This is a genomic window from Acetobacterium wieringae, from assembly GCF_026646375.1.
Taxonomy (GTDB): domain Bacteria; phylum Bacillota; class Clostridia; order Eubacteriales; family Eubacteriaceae; genus Acetobacterium; species Acetobacterium wieringae_A.
In genome coordinates this window covers 163,384-181,462 of record NZ_JAIPPU010000002.1, presented here as the reverse complement: position 1 = coordinate 181,462, position 18,079 = coordinate 163,384, and the positions used below count along the sequence as shown (strand labels likewise).

At 45.5% G+C, this 18,079-nt stretch carries 18 protein-coding genes and 3 tRNA genes; 17 read left to right on the top strand and 4 right to left on the bottom strand.

What is annotated here, in order from left to right; translation table 11 throughout:
• Window positions 1-184 precede the first annotated feature (184 nt).
• The 3 genes from dnaJ to Q7P33_RS02530 all read left to right on the top strand — a co-directional run bounded on the left by dnaJ (window position 185) and on the right by Q7P33_RS02530 (window position 2,598).
• Window positions 185-1,357 (top strand): molecular chaperone DnaJ, encoded by a 1,173-nt coding sequence (dnaJ, locus tag Q7P33_RS02540; protein WP_303867174.1) that lies wholly within the window; start codon window positions 185-187, stop codon window positions 1,355-1,357.
• A gap of 326 nt (window positions 1,358-1,683) precedes the next feature.
• Entirely contained in the window at window positions 1,684-2,118 is a 435-nt protein-coding gene (locus tag Q7P33_RS02535) for an Rrf2 family transcriptional regulator (protein ID WP_263993002.1), read from the top strand.
• A 48-nt stretch (window positions 2,119-2,166) separates the two neighbouring features.
• The gene (locus Q7P33_RS02530; RefSeq protein ID WP_286945020.1) at window positions 2,167-2,598 is read left to right on the top strand and encodes an MOSC domain-containing protein; all 432 of its coding nucleotides are present in this window, start codon (window positions 2,167-2,169) and stop codon (window positions 2,596-2,598) included.
• Window positions 2,599-2,672: 74 nt separating this feature from the next.
• On the opposite strand, the gene Q7P33_RS02525 is transcribed toward Q7P33_RS02530, so the two are convergent.
• The 3 genes from Q7P33_RS02525 to Q7P33_RS02515 all read right to left on the bottom strand — a co-directional run bounded on the left by Q7P33_RS02525 (window position 2,673) and on the right by Q7P33_RS02515 (window position 4,852).
• Window positions 2,673-3,929 (bottom strand): S-methyl-5-thioribose kinase, encoded by a 1,257-nt coding sequence (locus Q7P33_RS02525; RefSeq protein WP_286945022.1) that lies wholly within the window; start codon window positions 3,927-3,929, stop codon window positions 2,673-2,675.
• Between the two features lie 100 nt (window positions 3,930-4,029).
• On the bottom strand, window positions 4,030-4,497 hold the full coding sequence (locus Q7P33_RS02520; protein WP_070371783.1) for a EutP/PduV family microcompartment system protein: 468 nt from the start codon (window positions 4,495-4,497) through the stop codon (window positions 4,030-4,032).
• Window positions 4,498-4,501: 4 nt separating this feature from the next.
• Entirely contained in the window at window positions 4,502-4,852 is a 351-nt protein-coding gene (locus Q7P33_RS02515) for a BMC domain-containing protein (RefSeq protein ID WP_070371784.1), read from the bottom strand.
• A gap of 406 nt (window positions 4,853-5,258) precedes the next feature.
• On the opposite strand from Q7P33_RS02515, the gene prmA reads away from it, so the two are divergent.
• The 14 genes from prmA to Q7P33_RS02445 all read left to right on the top strand — a co-directional run bounded on the left by prmA (window position 5,259) and on the right by Q7P33_RS02445 (window position 17,111).
• Window positions 5,259-6,197, top strand: coding sequence for a 50S ribosomal protein L11 methyltransferase (gene prmA / locus Q7P33_RS02510; RefSeq protein ID WP_070371785.1), 939 nt, complete (start codon window positions 5,259-5,261; stop codon window positions 6,195-6,197).
• Between the two features lies 1 nt (window position 6,198).
• Window positions 6,199-6,945 (top strand): 16S rRNA (uracil(1498)-N(3))-methyltransferase, encoded by a 747-nt coding sequence (locus Q7P33_RS02505; protein ID WP_070371786.1) that lies wholly within the window; start codon window positions 6,199-6,201, stop codon window positions 6,943-6,945.
• Between the two features lie 16 nt (window positions 6,946-6,961).
• Window positions 6,962-8,284, top strand: coding sequence for a tRNA (N(6)-L-threonylcarbamoyladenosine(37)-C(2))-methylthiotransferase MtaB (gene mtaB / locus Q7P33_RS02500; protein ID WP_303867169.1), 1,323 nt, complete (start codon window positions 6,962-6,964; stop codon window positions 8,282-8,284).
• Window positions 8,285-8,297: 13 nt separating this feature from the next.
• Entirely contained in the window at window positions 8,298-8,642 is a 345-nt protein-coding gene (locus Q7P33_RS02495; protein ID WP_070371788.1) for a histidine triad nucleotide-binding protein, read from the top strand.
• 106 nt (window positions 8,643-8,748) lie between these two features.
• Window positions 8,749-8,931 carry a 30S ribosomal protein S21 gene (gene rpsU / locus Q7P33_RS02490; RefSeq protein WP_013379247.1) on the top strand — a complete coding sequence of 61 codons (183 nt, stop codon included), beginning with the start codon at window positions 8,749-8,751 and terminating at the stop codon, window positions 8,929-8,931.
• An 11-nt stretch (window positions 8,932-8,942) separates the two neighbouring features.
• Window positions 8,943-9,386: a GatB/YqeY domain-containing protein gene (locus Q7P33_RS02485; protein ID WP_070371789.1), complete on the top strand. Its 444-nt coding sequence runs from the start codon at window positions 8,943-8,945 to the stop codon at window positions 9,384-9,386.
• 304 nt (window positions 9,387-9,690) lie between these two features.
• Window positions 9,691-12,081 carry a cation-translocating P-type ATPase gene (locus Q7P33_RS02480; RefSeq protein ID WP_303867159.1) on the top strand — a complete coding sequence of 797 codons (2,391 nt, stop codon included), beginning with the start codon at window positions 9,691-9,693 and terminating at the stop codon, window positions 12,079-12,081.
• A gap of 186 nt (window positions 12,082-12,267) precedes the next feature.
• A tRNA-Pro gene (locus Q7P33_RS02475) sits at window positions 12,268-12,344 on the top strand.
• A 21-nt stretch (window positions 12,345-12,365) separates the two neighbouring features.
• Window positions 12,366-12,442: transfer RNA gene (locus tag Q7P33_RS02470), tRNA-Ile, on the top strand.
• 25 nt (window positions 12,443-12,467) lie between these two features.
• Window positions 12,468-12,543 (top strand) — tRNA-Phe (locus Q7P33_RS02465).
• A gap of 178 nt (window positions 12,544-12,721) precedes the next feature.
• Entirely contained in the window at window positions 12,722-14,029 is a 1,308-nt protein-coding gene (locus Q7P33_RS02460) for an amidase domain-containing protein (RefSeq protein WP_303867157.1), read from the top strand.
• Window positions 14,030-14,179: 150 nt separating this feature from the next.
• Window positions 14,180-15,526, top strand: a complete 1,347-nt coding sequence (locus tag Q7P33_RS02455; protein WP_303867155.1) for a M23 family metallopeptidase — start codon at window positions 14,180-14,182, stop codon at window positions 15,524-15,526.
• Between the two features lie 280 nt (window positions 15,527-15,806).
• Window positions 15,807-16,370 carry a hypothetical protein gene (locus Q7P33_RS02450; protein WP_303867153.1) on the top strand — a complete coding sequence of 188 codons (564 nt, stop codon included), beginning with the start codon at window positions 15,807-15,809 and terminating at the stop codon, window positions 16,368-16,370.
• Between the two features lie 48 nt (window positions 16,371-16,418).
• The gene (locus tag Q7P33_RS02445) at window positions 16,419-17,111 is read left to right on the top strand and encodes a regulatory protein RecX (RefSeq protein ID WP_303867151.1); all 693 of its coding nucleotides are present in this window, start codon (window positions 16,419-16,421) and stop codon (window positions 17,109-17,111) included.
• Window positions 17,112-17,200: 89 nt separating this feature from the next.
• Here the strand turns inward: Q7P33_RS02445 and Q7P33_RS02440 are convergent, their stop codons facing one another.
• Entirely contained in the window at window positions 17,201-18,052 is an 852-nt protein-coding gene (locus Q7P33_RS02440) for a pyridoxamine kinase (RefSeq protein ID WP_303867148.1), read from the bottom strand.
• Between the last annotated feature and the right edge of the window lie 27 nt (window positions 18,053-18,079).

Below are 18,079 nucleotides of genomic sequence, written 5' to 3'. Positions count from 1 at the left end.
CTGGAGCGTGGATCAAGAAGCTGACGTTTATGTGCGGGCGATCGAGGATCGCCCCTACGGACCATGATTTGCAGGTGGCTGAAAGAGACGCTTCACGAAAAAAGACTTTAACTCTGCTGTTCAAAAAGGTATAATAAGTAGTTGTTTAGTTGGTGTTTAGGATTCAAAAGAGGTGAGAGTATTTATGAGTGAAAAAAGAGATTACTACGAGGTGCTGGGGGTCGGTAAAGACTCCAGTCCGGATGAGATAAAAAAAGCATACCGAAAAAAAGCCATGGAGTTCCATCCGGACAAAAATCCGGGGAATGCTGAAGCTGAAGAAAAATTCAAGGAAGCCAATGAAGCCTATGAAATTCTAAGTGATGCCGATAAGAAAGCCCGTTATGATCAATATGGTCACGCCGGGGTTGATCCCAATGCTGGTTTTGGCGGCGGTGGCGGCGGATTTTCTGGTGGTTTTGGTGGTTTTGAGGATATCTTTGGCGATATTTTCAGCGCCTTTGGCGGCGGCGGTGGGTTTAGCGGCGGCCGTGGTGGTCGACGTTCCAACCGGGGCTCAGACATGAAGATCAGTATTAATCTGTCTTTCCATGAAGCCGTTTTTGGCATCGAAAAGAAAATTAAGATTAAGCGTAATGAAGAATGTAGTAGTTGCGGTGGTTCTGGTGCTGAAAAAGGATCGACTTCAAAAACCTGTGACCAATGTGGCGGTTCGGGTCAGGTTTATGTCAGACAGCAGACGCCATTTGGAACAGTTCAACAGGTTCACACCTGTGACAAATGTCATGGTGAAGGAAAAATCATTGATAAACCGTGTCCCACCTGTCATGGTTCCGGACTTGAATCCAAAGAACGCACCATCAGCATCAAAATTCCTGCTGGTGTCTATGACGGTTCAATTCTGCCACTGCGAGGTCAGGGCAACGCCGGGCCAAACCACGGCAGTGCCGGTGATCTGCTGGTGTATATAAGCGTTCGGGAAGACCCCTTATTTAAACGCAGTGATGACGATGTTTATTATGAACTGCCCATTACCTATGCCCAGGCGGCGTTGGGTGACAGCATTGTGGTACCGACCATTGACAGCAAAATCAAGCTTAAAATACCAGAAGGTACCCAAAACGGTAAGGTATTCCGACTTAAAGGAAAAGGGATACCCAATGTTAACGGCCGGGGTCGGGGGGATCAGTTTATTACTATTAAGGTGGAAGTACCCCGTAAGCTCAATCGTGAACAGCGTCATGCTTTAAACGAGTATGCCAAGGTAACCGGAGACGATGCGCATCCGGAAGGGAAACGTTTCTGGTCTCGGGTTGAAGCCGAAGAAAAGGAAAATCATCCGAAAAAAGATGCCTGATCATTTTCAGGCGACAAGTTCGAAAGCCCTCGCCAAGCATCATTTGATGTGTATAAGACAACACAACAATTGGCGGTACGCCATGCGTATTAATCAAAAGTTAATTTATGCCGGAGAAATCCGGCATTTTTTAGTTGACAAAGAAAAGCTGGAGGCATATAATGAAAACGAAAAACATATAAAACTGATATGAATTGAGTATGCGATATAAAAATGTGAGAAGTAGAATGCGGAAGGAAGAGGATTGAGACCACAAATCACCAGGCTTATGCGGGGATGTTGTCAGTGCTCAATTAAAACCACCGACTATCAGGAGGATACTGATTATGAAAATATCAACTAAAGGGCGTTATGCGTTGCGGCTGATGCTGGATCTGGCGATAAATAACACTGGGGAATATATTCCCATCAAACGGATTGCTGAGCGTCAGGAAATTTCTGAAAAATATCTGGAACAGATTATTACCCAAATTTCCCGGGCAGGGTTTGTCCGGAGCGTTCGGGGTTCTCAGGGCGGCTATCAGCTGGCCAACCCGCCCGAAGATTATACTGTCGGGATGATTTTGCGGCTGATGGAAGGGGAGTTATCTCCGGTTGCCTGCTTGGATGAACCGGGTGGCTGTGATCGGGCGGATCGTTGTGTTACAGTTGATGTCTGGCGGCAAATAAAAGAAGCAGTTGAAAATGTGGTGGACAATATTACCCTGGCAGATCTGGTAAAGTCCTATCATGAAAAGGGCACCTGCGAGTATTTTATTTAAACACGATGAAGTGGCAATAAAAATATATGAAAGAAGCAGGTGAACCAATTGGGAAAGGTTAGCGCTGTTTATCGAAGCGTAAAAAAGGGTGAGCGCAATCGTCTGGATCAGCCCGCTCTTTTTATCCCGGGGTTTGGACTTGAGGGGGATCATCACGGTGGCCGGGATCAAAGACAGGTTTGTTTGTTTGGCCGTGATGACACCGATCAAATAAAAATAATTAGTGGGGCAGGTTTATGCACGGGGCGGTTTAATGAAAACATCACCACCGAGGGCATCGAGCTGTTTAAATTGCCGCTGGGTACCCGGGTAAAAATTGGCGAAACCGTTCAGGAGATTACCCAGATTGGAAAAAAATGCTTTGGCTGTGAAATCGGTGATGAAAACGGAAAGTGCGTTTTGGCCAATGAGGTTGTCTTTACTGCTGTGATCGTAGGTGGCTATATAAAAGCTGGCGATACCATTGCAGTACTGGTGTAAGCTGTTTTGTGTAGTAACATAAATGCCGCTGTTTTCGTTTTGGAAAACAGCGGCATTTTAGGTGTTGTTAATGATTAAACCAGGTTTTTTAGCAACCGGGTGTAGTCGGTGATCGTCGTGTAGTTTCGATGGTTGAGCAGTAGCTCTTTTGAAATGTCCATGCCCAGTAGCGTCGGAACCAATCGGGCGGCTTCGGGCAGCCGCAGCAGATCGTAACAGATGCCCCGATTAGCCAGTCGTGACATCACATTGACACCGGTGTAGGCAAGGGCGTTTTGCAGCTGATCGGTGAGATAGCCTTCCACATCAAGTGTTTTTAAGCTGTAGCTTTCCTCCCGGTGGGCTTCCACCAGTTGGCGAAATTCCGTTTGGAAGGTGGTATAAAGATCGGTGATGGTATCTCGTAGATAGGCCTGAAAATCGGCTTTTTCCGGGGCGGATTGGGTGTCATCGCCAAACCAGGAAAGATAGTTCAGGGTCAGGCTGGCAGTCAGTCGGCCAAAATCCTGGGCCAGGGGACCGAAACCGGCAAATTCACCATCAATGATGCGGACATCATCGGCGCTGATCATGATGTTGGAGCTATGCAAGTCGGTATGGATCAGGCATTCCCGATCGTTAAGAAACTTGTCTTCCAGCCGCCTAAACTGAGCTTTAATCTGGGGATTTTCAACCAGTTCAGCCCGTTTTTCAGCGGTGCCAGGAATCATCTCCCGTTCCCAGGAAACGCCGATGTTTTCGTGGAAAAGGAAGGGCACCAGGGCAGTATATTCGGGGTTGACAAAGAAGCGTTCAACCTCGGATTTTTTATAATTGGTAAGATGCAGATTGGATGAGTAAAATAGATTGCGGGCAAAAAAAGCGCCGATTTTTTCGGTGAAGTGCCCGTGTTTAACCATCCGGCACAGCTCAAATCGTAGCAGACTCAAATCCATCAGATCTTCCATGACGATGATTCGATTGGGTTCGTCAAAAAGATAAATTTCTGGGCTGATGCCGGGATAAACCGAGTTCCAGAAAATAAGGGTGGCAATTTCAGAACGCATTCGGCCCAGATCCAGAGTCCAGCCTTCGGAATCGGTATCTTCGACGGTATTATTCTTTTCGTCTTCAATCCGAAACCGGGGCATCGAGAGCATTTGTTTCATGACCACTGATTTACCGGTTTGGTCATAGACGTGATAAATTAAATTGACAAAGCCTTCAATACTTTCCTTGACGGCGTGTAAATCCACCACGGTAAGGAAAGCATCAGCCGGAAAGATCGCTTTTTCTTTAAGGTAGTCGGCAACGCCTGCCGTTGTTAAATTGCCATAGCTGTCATAGGTCATGTTTTCACTTCCTTAATTTAAATAGGGTGCGGGCGAACACGGTTCGCCCCTACGAAGTATTAATCAATTAATTGATTAATACGATGCGGTGGTGATATCTTTATTTATTCCGGTGAGGTTCCATAAAATGATGGATGGCGGCTTCCAGTTCGGGGATGCCTTCGCCGGTATAGGAGCTGACCACATAGATGTGTTTGGGATTGATACCGGCATAGATCAGCAGATTACGGCTACGCTTGATATTGCATTCACCCAGATCCGTTTTGGTGATCACCCCGATGGAGGGGATGTTATAGGTGTGAACGAAGTTCGGCGGTACGGCATTCTGAGGATCGACGCAGGAATTGACCAGGATCACCAGTCCGGCATCCATGGTGATATTGATGGCCTGACGTGAAAAAAACGGGAGTTCAATAAACTCCCCCGGGGTATCAATAAACTCGTCATAATATGTGACCATCTGGGTTTTGGAATACTTGAGTTCGTCTTCGCCCAGTCGTTGCATCAGGGTGGTTTTTCCGCTGCCGATTTTTCCGATGAGGGCCACCCGTTTTTTATTGCTGGCCATTGATTTAAGAGTAGGTAATTTTAGGAATGTCGAAACCTAAAATATGATTAAGGGTATTAAGGATTTCGGTCACGGCGGCCTTCACATCAGAGACCCGACCAGTGATGACCAGAGAACCACTGAAACGATCAAGAAATCCGATTTCGACCGGAGCAGCCTTGGTGGCAGCATCAGCGGCAATGATGGCCGCTTCGCTGGGCGTAATGGTTAAAATGCCAATGGCATCAGCATTTTCATCGTCTAAGCCCAATTTAATATAGATTTCATTTTTGGGTTTGGCAATAATGTGGGCCAGGGTTACCTGTTTACCGGGAACGTATTCCTGAATGGTGCGTTTTTTCTTTTCAGTTTCCATCGTGTCACCTTTTCTATCTGTATTTTTGTTTCAGTCTAACAATTGTCGGTATTGTTTTTTTATCTAGAGATAACTTTGAATTAATTTAAGTATGGCCATTATAGCATTAATCGGGAACCGGTTACATCGATTAACGATATTTTACAGAAAGCTGGCAAAAAATTTCTGTACCCGCACTGTGCCGTACCGACTAATTGTTAATCTGTTGTCTGCTGCGGGATCGGACAGGTCTATCGCCTGTTCGCCCCGATGCAGACAACATGATGTAACAATTATCGGTACTAGACTAAGACAAAGAAGTGAAAAAATCTATTTCTTTTCTAAGGTAGATGGGTTATAATGATCAATTGTTAAACATGCGGAAAACGTGGTATAATACCACAACGATTAAACTGGAGGTAAGGGAATGCTTTGGAAAGAAGTTCAAATCACAACAACATTGGAAGCGGAGGAAGCAGTGGTTAATGCTTTTTATGAAGCCGGGGCGGATGGCGTGGCCATTCAGACCTTGCAGGATGCGCTTTTAATTCAGCAAGATCCTAAGGTTAATTTTGTCGATGAAGCCCTTCTGGAAATTGATCCCAATGTTTCCATTGTGCGGGGATATTTCAGCGAGGTGGAAGATACCGAAGAAGCAGTACACAAACTGATTAGCTCAGTGAAGATGCTGCCTTCTTTTGGTCTGGATCCCGGCGCTTGTGAGATGCTGATTACCGAGGTGGAAGAGGAGGATTGGGCCAACTCCTGGAAAAAGTTCTATAAACCCACCAAGGTCGGCAAAAGTATTGTCATCAAACCGACCTGGGAAGCCTATGCCCCCGAAGAGGATGAGATCGTCATCAACATTGATCCCGGTATGGCTTTTGGCACCGGCACCCATGAAACCACTCAGCTTTGTGCCATAAAGCTGGAAGAGTATATTAAGCCTGGCGACGTGGTGCTGGATATTGGCTGTGGTACCGGAGTGCTCTCATTGATTGCCGGTAAACTGAAAGCAAAAAAAGTAGTGGCGGTTGATTTTGATACCCTGGCCGTAAAAATTGCCCGGGAAAATGCGGAGCTCAATGATTTAGGCGCTCTGGTTGAAATCCGCGAAGGAAATCTGTTGGATGTCATCGATGAACAGGCCGATGTGATTGTGGCCAATATACTGGCTGCCGCCATTGTCGAGTTGTCAGGGATCATCAAACCCTATCTGAAAGAAAACGGCATCTTTATTTCTTCCGGCATCATCATTGACCGGTTGGGGGACGTCCTCAATGCTTTGGAAGCGGAAAACTTCAAACTGGTTTATGTTCAGCAAATGGGCGAGTGGGTTGGCGTGGTTGCCCAGAAAAGAGACTAGCATGCATCGCTTTTTTGTCGAACCCGGTCAGATCTCCGGATCCACCGTTGTTATTTCCGGGGAAGATTTCAAACATATTACCAAGGTTTTGCGGTTGGGAAAAGATGATCGCATCGAAGTTTGTGATGGTCTGGGCAATGACTATCTGATTGTATTGGACAGCCCCACAGATCGGACAATTTCCGGCTATATAAAGAGCCAGGAACCATCCCAGGGCGAAACGCCGGAGCTTTTAATCACCCTCTATCAGGGCTTGCCCAAGGGCACCAAAATGGAAATGATTATTCAAAAAGGGGTGGAGTTAGGCGTTTATGAGATCGTCCCCTTTTCTTCATTGCGGGCGGTTGTACAAATCAAAGACAAACAGGATAAAAAAATCGAACGCTGGCAGCGGATTGCCTATGAAGCAGCCAAGCAGTCGAAACGGGGCATCATCCCGCAGATCGGGAAACCACTCACCCTGGCTGGTGTTTTGCAGGAAACGGATCGCTACGATCTGATACTCTTAGCCTATGAGGATGAAAACCGGCAGACCCTTAAAGAAGCACTGACCGCTTTTGAAAAAAAGCATGTCGCTGATAAACCGCTAAGAATTGCGGTGATTATTGGCCCGGAAGGGGGCTTTGATCCCCAGGAAGCGGCGGCCTGCCAAGCTGCCGGAGTGATCAGCGTCAGTCTGGGTAAACGGATCTTACGTACGGAAACCGCCGGGATGATGGTGCTCAGTCAATTAAATTTCTGGAAGTGAGGTGGAAAGAAGCGGTATGAACAACACAAATAACAAAGTTGCTTTTATGACCCTGGGCTGTAAGGTCAACACCTACGACAGCGAGGCGATGATGGAGCTTTTTGAGTCGGCTGGCTATACCATTGTGGATTTTTCCGAGGTGGCCGATGTTTACGTCATCAACACCTGTACGGTTACCCATCTGGGCGATCAGAAATCTCGAAAAATGATGCGCAAGGCCAAGCGGATCAACCCCGAGGCGATTATCTGTGCGGTGGGTTGCTATGTCCAGGTGGCTCCTGCGGAAGTGGAAAAAATAGCGGAAGTGGATTTAATGATTGGCACCAAAAATCGGGGCGATATTCTGTCCTATATTACTGCCCATCGCAATGATGTCAGCCAGCGGGATTTTGTCTCGAATATCATGGATGAAAAGGTATTTGAACCGCTGATGATTTCCGAGGTCAAAGGAAAAACCCGGGCCTTTATTAAAATTCAGGAGGGCTGCAATCAATTTTGTACCTATTGTATTGTCCCCTTTGCCAGAGGTCCGGTGCGAAGCCGCAACCAGCAGCAGATTATTGATGAAGTCAACCGGGTGGTGGCAATGGGCTATCAGGAGGTGATCCTGTCCGGGATTCACATTGCCTCCTATGGGGTTGATCAAGAAAACATCGGTAAATCCGATCTGGTTGATCTGATTGAAACCCTTGACAAAATTGAAGAGCTTAAACGGATTCGGCTGGGGTCGATGGAACCCAAATTTATAACCCCTCAGCGGCTTAAGCGGCTGGCGGCACTTAACAGCTTCTGTCCGCATTTTCATTTATCTTTGCAAAGCGGTAGTGATACCGTGCTCAAACGGATGGGCCGCCGTTATACGACGGCTGAATACATGGAGATCGTCAACCAGATCCGGGAGGTCTTTCCATTGGCCGCCATCACCACGGATATCATGGTGGGCTTCCCCGGAGAAACGGTGGCAGAATTTGCTGAGACGCTCGACTTTGCCAGGGCGGTAGGCTTCTACCAGATCCATGTATTTAAATATTCCCGGCGATCCGGAACAAAAGCGGCCCATTTTCCGGATCAGATCGATGAAAGCCTGAAAAATTCCCGCAGTCATGAACTGAGCGAATTGTCCCGGGAATTGGAAGCGGCCTTTCTTAAAAAAAATGATGACAGTGTGGTTGAGGTGCTTTTTGAAGCAACCCACGATGATGCTGGCTATTCCGGCCACACCAAGAACTATCTGCCAGTGATACTCAAAACCGAGGAAGAAATAAGTGGTAGAATCATCCCGGTTAGGGTATCATATATTAGTCGGTATGCTGATAAGTTAGTCGGAGAATCTATATAATAAGGAGGAAGATATGTCCCAAGACTGTATTTTTTGTAAGATCGTCAATAAGGAAATTCCCGCCGATGTGGTTTATGAAGATGACCGGGTCATCGCCTTTAACGATATTGCGCCCCAGGCCCCGGTTCATGTGATTATTATCCCCAAAGAACATTTTGATTCGATCCTGTCGGTTCAGGCAGGCAATGATATTATTTGCCATGTTCATACGGTAGCCAATCGGATTGCCCTTAAAACGGGGATTGCCGAGAGTGGTTTTCGACTGGTGAATAATTGCGGTAAGGATGGTAATCAGACCGTTCCGCATCTGCATTATCATTTATTGGGCGGCCGACCATTATTATGGCCACCAGGCTGAAAAATAATTGACAGCGCTCTAAATATTGCGTATAATAAAGTTTGACTCATACCATGTTGATTGACAATACCGGAAATTAGCAACGGATTAGAGGGGGGGGTTGAAAATGTCTGAAGTAAAAATCAAAGAAAATGAAACACTCGAAAGTGCATTGCGACGTTTCAAAAGAAAAACTGCAATGGCTGGGGTTATGTCTGAAATTCGCAAAAGAGAGCATTATGAAAAGCCAAGCGTAAAGCGAAAAAGAAAATCAGAAGCAGCTAGAAAAAGAAAGATGAAAAAAAGATAGGATGTGACTAATTGGCATTAAAGGATCAATTACAGGCTGACTTAAAAACAGCAATGAAGGAAAAGGATAAGGTCAAGAAATCGACCGTTACCATGATTCGGGCGGCTATTTTACAAGTCGAGAAGGATCAGCAAGTGGAACTGGCAGATGACCAGATTCTTGAAATTATTGCCAAACAGCTCAAACAACGTCGGGATGGCCTGGCTGAGTTTGAGAAAGCTCAAAGAGACGATTTAATCCAGCAGGCTCGCGAAGAAATAGTAATTATCGAGAGCTACCTTCCTACACAATTAACACTTGATGAAATCAAAGTAATTGTGGCTGAAACAATAACAGAAACCGGTGCTGTTGATGCCAAAGACATGGGAAAAATAATGAGTGCCCTGATGCCGAAGGTTAAAGGTCGGGCGGATGGTAAGCTTGTGAATCAAGTGGTCAGAGAAAGTCTGGCATAGCAAAAAATATTATGACTACACATATGAAGAGGTTTGTCCCTGGGACAGGCTTCTTTTTTTGTCTAAAAATCGAGGTTTTGTTCCGTAGTACCGTACCGACCAATTGTTAATCTGTTGTTCGCTGCGGGATCGGACAGGTTTATCAACCTGTTCGCCCCGATGCGTACAACATGATGTAACAATTGTCGGTACTACGTTTGCTGTATATTATGTGAACGGTATTTTAAGACAGCGGGCAGCTATAAGGTATTTTAAGATTGTGGTGATATAATCGCAGCAGTGAATAAATTACCGGGAGGACTCAATGGAAAATAACATCAACCTTGAAATTGGACTGACGCAAGTCCAGGTTGAAGAAAGGATAGCGGCCGGGAAGGTTAATATCCAACCCCAATCCAAAACAAAAACCATCGGCAGAATTGTCAAAGACAATAGCTTAACTTTGTTTAATATACTTAACATCATCCTGGCCTTGATGGTTATTTTTGTTGAGTCCTTTCAAAATCTATTGTTTATTAATGTTGTTGTTATTAATACCTTAATTGGCATTGTTCAGGAAATCAAGGCAAAAAAAACCATTGATAAACTCTCGCTGATCTCCCAACCCCATGTGACCGTGTTGCGGGAGGGTAATCCTCAGGAAATCGTTTTTGAAAAAATAGTATTGGATGATATCCTGATCTTGACAGCCGGCAAACAGATCCCTGCTGATGCTCAGGTGGTAAAAGGGGAATTGGAAGTCAATGAATCGCTGTTGACCGGCGAGTCGGATTCGATTATGAAATATGAGGGCGATTCGCTGCTGTCCGGCAGTTTTGTGGTTTCCGGGGAAGCCAGCGTTTTGGTGACTCAGGTTGGTCTGGAAAACTATGCCTCAAAACTGGTTGACGCTGTTAAGGTAGCTAAGAAACCAAACTCTGAAATTATGAAGGCGCTGGGCTTTATTATGAAAAGCATCAGCATCGTTATCGTACCGATTGGTCTGCTGTTACTCTATAAGCAGCTGATTGTCCAGGCGTTGCCGCTTCAGGCTGGTGTTACCCAGACGGTGGCGGCATTGATCGGGATGATTCCGGAAGGGTTGGTACTGTTAACCAGTGTCGCCCTGGCTGTTGGGGTAATCCGGTTGGGACAGCATCAAACGCTGGTTCAGGAGCTTTATTGCATCGAGACTTTGGCCCGGGTTGATGTGCTTTGTCTGGATAAAACCGGAACCATCACCGAGGGCAATATGGAAATTTTGTCAATGGAAACCCTTTGTCATGACAAAAATCCGGTTCAGGCGATCCGGGCTCTGATTGCCAATCTGAATGATGATAATGCCACGTATCGGGCTCTCTGTGAAAGTTGCAAGGGCGAGGCGCCCAAATGGCAGTGTGACCGGGTGGTTCCGTTTTCCTCGGAGCGGAAGTGGAGTGGTGCTTTTTTCAGCGAACAGGGCACCTTTGTGATTGGGGCACCGGAATTCATTTTAAAAGAGCGTTACCCGGAAATTCAGGATAAGGTTGAAGGTTATGCCAGTGAAGGCAACCGGGTTTTAATGTTGGGTTATGCTTCGGAGCCGTTTAAAGATGACGGTAGCTTGCCGGATCATATCAAAACGGTGGCACTATTGCCAATGGGCGATAAAATTCGTCAGGAAGCCAAGAAGACCCTCGAGTTTTTCAGAAATCAGGGCGTCACAATCAAGGTTATTTCCGGAGATAATCCGGTAACGGTATCTCAGGTTGCCCATCGGGCAGGTTTGCTGGATTGGGATAATTTTGTGGATGCCGCCACCCTCACCACAGAAGAGGATGTTCGTAAAGCGGCACAGGACTATTCGGTTTTTGGTCGGGTAACCCCGGGGCAGAAACGATTATTAATTGAATCGCTTAAAAATCAAGGTCATACCGTGGCGATGACAGGGGATGGGGTCAATGACGTACTGGCTTTGCGAGAAGCGGATTGCAGCATTGCCATGGCCGAAGGCAGCGACGCAGTGCGCCAGGTTTCACAGTTGGTCTTACTTAATTCCAACTTCGCCAGTTTTACCCGGGTCTTGATGGAAGGGCGTCGGGTTATTAATAATATTACCAGGGCAGCTTCGCTATTTTTGGTGAAAACCATGTTTTCGCTGTTGCTGGCGGTGATTGTGATCATTGCCAATGAGGCCTATCCGTTTGTTCCGATTCAATTGACGTTGATCAGTGCGTTGACAATTGGAGCACCTTCGGTTTTTCTGGCCCTGGAGCCCAATAAGAACCGGATTACCGGGAACTTTCTCGAAAAGGTGCTCAAAAAATCTTTGCCGGGGGCACTGACGGTGGTGTTCAATGTAGTGATGATTATGATTGCCGGTGCGTATCTGTCTCTTGATCATCAGCAAATTTCGACTCTGGCGGTTATTTCCACCGGCTTGATTGGCTTAGTGATTCTTTTTCGGGTCTGCCAGCCACTTGATAATAAGCGATGGGCCTTATTCTTTGCGATGACGGTTTCATTTTTATGCTGTGTGCTGTTTTTGGAAGATTTGTTTTTCCTGACTCCGATTCCGGATTTTTTGCCGGTGATGTTTATCGTGTTGGGCATCACGACCTTGGATATCTATCCTTTGATCAGAATTTTTGACTGGGGGGTTAATCAGGTTGAGGGTTTTCTGAACCGCCGAGAAAAAGAACCAAACGCTGCTAAGGCAACCGTGTTGGAAAAATAGATATGAATAAAGCTTTTTCACAAAAGAATCAAAAAATGATTCTTTTGTGAAAAAAAGACTTGCATTAGGGTTTGCGATCGTGCTATAATGAGCAAGTCGTCAAAGATAAACCGTATCGAAAAGCACAAAGATAAAAAAGTCCTTGACAGCTGAAACAAAAACATTTATAATAGCTAAGTATTGTATCGAGGTGTAGCGCAGTTTGGTAGCGCACATGGTTTGGGACCATGGGGCCGGAGGTTCGAATCCTCTCACCTCGACCATTTTTTTTAGAAATTACTTGGGGGCCTTTAGCTCAGTTGGTTAGAGCAACCGGCTCATAACCGGTAGGTCCGGGGTTCGAGCCCCTGAAGGCCCACCATATTTTTTTGCCAAGTTTTATATATGCCCAGATAGCTCAGTCGGTAGAGCAGGGGACTGAAAATCCCCGTGTCGGTGGTTCGATTCCGCCTCTGGGCACCACCACTTATAAAGATAACAGCGCAAGCTGTTTTTTTTATTTTTTGGATTATTGTCAGGTTTTGGTGGTACAGTATTAATAAATGACTTGCTTGTAGTTTTTTTCAGATCTTCATGGTTTGTTCACAGGAAGTACACATTATGGATGTATAATTGTTACAAATGTTGGAGAGGTGGGGAAATGAAACGAAGAAAAAATGCCATCAGGCGGAAACGAAGACGAACAATGATCGGGCTGGCACTCATGACGATCATGGCAGTGGGTGTCGTATGTATCGGTGTCATGGCAAATTCAGATGTTGTTGCTACCAGTGCTTCGAGTATTTTTGATGCGAAACCAGAAAATAATACGTCTAAGACCGGAGGCAACATAAAAATTCGGGAAAGTGACGAAACAATTGATAGTGCCATGCTAAAACCGATAAATGACTATTTTCAAATCTATTTTCGTGCCATGGCCAATCTGAAAACGGAGGATCTTTCTGGGATTTTTGCCGAGCCCAGCAGTGAAAATGCATGGATCAATCAAAGCGCCATGGACTATCTGATCCAACTGCGACAAAGCCAGAGTAATGATCTGAGAATAAGTGACTATCAAATTGGCTTGACTGTGACAAGCGTTGATACCGAGCTGGATGAGGTCGAAGTAGTTCTGTTGGAAGACCATACCGTCAACTTTGCCTTTATCCCTGATGTAGCGTCTTCCAGTTCCGGGATTACCCACACCTTTTATCTCATAGAGACTGCTGATGGATATGTGATCACTGAACATTATAAAGAAGAGGACAGCTTTTTAATGCTGGAAGAGGCAATTGAAGACAGTTATGACGATCCCGAGGTGGTGGCGGATGAATTGCTGATTAATGCATTGGCTGTTGTCGAGGCGCTGGCCTGGGAAAAGGATGACTTCAACACAGGGGCATGGGAAAGCGCGACAGTAGAAGCGGATAATGACTATGACGCTGATGCGGCGCTGGATTACGCCATGACCTGGGTCGATGCCATTGAAGTAGAGCGAAATGATGCGTATGGCATTTATGATCGTTATGGTGGTAACTGCAACAACTATATTTCACAGTGTCTTTTTGCTGGTGGAATCCCTATGGACAGCGACGGTGACAACAATACCCAGTGGAAGTGGTACGGCGAAGAAGTGGATCTGGATGAAGTGGAATGGGGTCGGAGCCCTGCCTGGACTGGGGTTGAGGAGTTTTACACCTACGCCAGCGAAAATGACGGCTATGGACTGGTGGCATGTGTTGATGAGAACGTCTATTCGGGATCGGTTGGTGACGTATTACAATATGGACAAGATGGAGACTGGCTCCATTCAGTTATCATTACAGATGTGATTACTGACAGCGATGGAAAACTGGCAGATTATCTCATTAATTCGAATACCACGGATCGAATCAATTATCCGGCCAGCGCCTATGGTTATTCAGATTTGAGATTGATTAAAATTTTAGGCTGGAACGATAGTGAATAGTTGCAGCAGTTTTTAGAATCACACCTTTTCTTCCTGATTTATGAAACGAATACCATTGAGAATAAAAAACCTTTAGACATACAAAATACTTGTAAAATATAAAACGATATGGTATCATAATTGTAAATAAATTGTAACAGGAGGAGAGGCATGGAAAAAACTCAGAATTTTTTTGAAAAAGTCCGAGCAAGAATTAAAAAATACCGGTTTAATTGGTCGACCAAGCAAGTTGAACATGATGAATTCGTAGAGATTGAACATGTCAATCACAGGGAAACGTTGAATAAAAACAAAAAACGACTGTTTAAAATGCGGGGCTCCGCAGTAGTGGTTTGTACTTTTTTTGTATTAGTGGGAGCCGGAGCAGTCGATGCCCAAACTCGGGCCTACGAGGTGATTTACAAAGGTACCAGTATTGGTTATGTTGATAGTCTGGAAGTGCTGGAAGCAGCAGTACAAGATACCAGTGCTAATAAAAGTGGACGAAGAAACCGGGAAGGTAGTGATTATGAAATCCGGACAGCCCGATCAACGGATTTTTTGACAACAGAAGAAGTAACCCAAGTCATAACTGCCATCAGGACTCAGGATAAGAATAATGAGCCAGAGGTTTTGGTTGCCCGAGTTGATAACCCGGAACCAGCTGCAGCTTCTCCGGAAACATCCATAACAGATGCCGAAACGCTTCAAACCGCTTCGGTTGAAACTGTCGAAGAAGAACCAATCCTTGAACCGGAGATAACCACTGCCAGTGGGGCTGCGAGTCATACGTCGGAGACACCGGTAAATCCTGAGGAAGAAGTCGCGGCGGTCATGACAGAGGTGCCGGTTGAAGATGTACCCGTTATCGAAGCACCGATGACTGAGGTTGTTGCTGAGGATATTCAGCTGGAGACACCTCCGGCAGATGAAGTACCGGCGGTGGATACGCCTGTGTTAGAAGAGCCAGCTAATGAAGCGCCAGCAGAGGAAAACAACACGACCGCATCACCGGTTACTGAAATTCCGGAAGAACCGGTTGCTGAGGTACCAGTGGTTGAAGCTCCAGCTGCTGAAACTCCAGCGGAAGAACTGGCCAATGAGACACCGCAGGCTCAGTTTATGCTTCCGGCCAGTGGCCGGGTAGGAGAAATTCTCCGCGACTACGATGGCGGCTACTACAGCAACCATTATCGAGCGGCTGCGGTTGATATCTTAAACAGCGAAGGAACCGCCGTTTATGCAGCGGCCTCAGGAACGGTCACCTTGTCCAGCTGGTATGGCGGTTACGGCAAGTGTGTGATCATTGATCATGGTAACGGCTATTCAACCCTTTATGGACACTTCAGTTCTGTGGATGTAGTAGAAGGTCAGACGGTTTCTCAGGGTCAGCGTATCGGGGGAATGGGATCGACCGGGTCGTCCACCGCTAATCATGTTCACTTTGAAGTACGGGTCAATGATGAAGCCCAGCCGATTGGCAACTACTTCAATATCAGTACCGGCGATTATATTTAAACCAAAAGACACTGAAATGACAGTGACTGAGGTTGTCGCAAAACTCCCGTACCGACCAATTATTAATCTGTTGTACGCTGCGGAATCGGACAGGCTCTGCCGTGTCCGCTCCGATGCGCACAACATGATATAACAATTGTCGGTACTGGGTTATCTTTTTTGACAGTCTCAGTTACCGAAATGACGGTGTCTTTTTTTTACCAAAAATCTTGCAGAACATATAAAGATATGGTATCATTATGTAACGAAAACGTAACGAATAACTACAAGAGGTAAATAAATGGACGAGACTGTAAAGATTGAAAGAGAAAAACGACGAATACAACGAAAAAGAAAGCGACAGCGCAGTAGTATTGTCACCATTATGATTTTATTTATTTTGGCATCAGTGGGAGTTGTTAGTGCTCAAACCCAGGGGTATGAAGTTTTTTATCATGGCGAAAGTCTTGGTTATGTGCAGACGTCAGGCGTATTTAAATCGGCAGTTGATCGAATTGAAACAAACCTCAGGGAATGTTACAATTACGATAATATTCATTTGGGTAATGGTTTTGAACTGATTCCGGCACGGGTAGAGAATCCCATGGATTTTGATACCTGTGTTAATGTCTTAAACAGTAAGGGGATTGCGCTTTATGTAGATGGCGCAGCTGTTTTAGTCGATGGTGAAAGAATTGGGACGATGACATCATTGGATGATGCAGAAAGTGTCATTACGGCATATAAGAACTTAAGTAACAACAAAAATGCCAGCGGGATAAAAAGCGTGGAAGTTACGGTGCCGCTATCGGAAACAAAGGATTTTGCAACGATGTTGACGGCCTTAAAAGTCCATTTAAAATAAAATCGATCAAACACCAGCTTGCTGGTGTTTTTTTGCAGGAGGTGAGCGATGGGTGAAATGACGCGGGAAAAAGCTATGGATCTGGCGGTAAAATATCTCTCTTTTAAGTCACGAACCAGCAGTGAAATGGTGGCATATCTGAAGAAAAAGAACGTCCCGGATAAGATTATTTCTGAGGTGATGCAAAAGCTGGATGAATACCATTATATTGATGATGCAGTCTATCTGAAAAATTATCTTGAGAATAATCGACACCTGAATTATTATGGTTCCCGTCGACTGCTTCAGGATCTGAAAAAGCGGGGTATTGAAGATGAATTACTGCTTTCACTGGTTGATCTTTTTCCCAGAGAAATGGAAATGCACTGTTGTGAGATGGTAGCAAAAAAGAGTTTAGTGCGATTAAAAGGTCAAACGCCATTTCAACAGAAAAAGAAACTGTACGAAAAACTGGGACGGATGGGTTACCCCACCGAAATGATTCTGGAAGTGATCAAAAACCTGGTATTAACTGATGAATCCATGGAATTATCGGCGGATGAGTTGGTACGGGAAGAAAAAAAACAGCGGGAAAAGCTGGATCGGGACATTCAAAAATATTTGCGTACTCAGCGCCAAAAAGGGTTGGCGGGGAAAGCGTTGATTTATCAGATCAAAAAGAGTTTGATGGGTCGAGGATATCCCTATGAGTTGATCACTGAAAAGATCGAAGCGATGGAAGAAGAGCTGTTGGACGAATAAAAAATCGGGAGATCAATGATCTCCCGATTTTTTTATAAATATCCGATGGACCAAACCGTGTTACCGGATAGGTCGCTTATATTTTACAGCTATAATCCCAAACGTTTTATCAGATAAGGGATAGCCCGCTCAAAACACACACCATAACGCTTTTCCTGTTGGAGCTCCACCGTTTTGAGAATGCACTCCCGGGTGTAGTCTACGGCGATCTGAGTGGCTTCCTGTAAATTAAAGTCGTTAAGCAGTCCAGCCAGTAGTGTACTTCCAAAAATATCCCCGGTACCATGAAAATAATCAGCTACCCGGTCATTAAAGACGTAGTCGAATGTACGGGATTCTACATCGTAGGTCGCTGCTCCCAGTTTGGAGGGGTCAAATGAAATACCGGTAACCACCACTTTTTTAGAACCCAGTTGGGACAGTCGGAGTAATAAGCCTTCGACATAGTTTTGATCATAGTCTTCGCCAATATATGGTTCATCCAACAGCAAGGCGGCTTCGGTGAGGTTGGGAACGATGATGTCCGCTTTGGCGCAAAGGGTAGTCATTCCCTTGGCCATTTCGGGCGTATAAATCGAATAAAGCTCGCCGTGATCGGCCATTACCGGATCCACCAGAATCAGGTTTGTTTCTATTCGGAAGCGATCAAAGAGACTGGCAACCAAATCGATCTGTTCGAATGAGCCTAAAAAACCGCTATACAATGCATCAAATTCCAGCTTAAGCGACTGCCAGTGATCAGAAATTGGACGGATATCGGCGGTTAAATCCCGGTAGGTAAAGTCCTCGAAACCACCAGTGTGGGTGGATAAAACGGCGGTGGGCAAGACGCTGGTATCAAATCCGGCAGCGGAGATAATCGGCAGTGCTACAGTCAGAGAACATCTGCCGACACAGGATATATCATGGATCGCGGCAACCCGCTTTTGTTTATTTTGCATTTAAATCTCCTTATTTTAATTAATCTT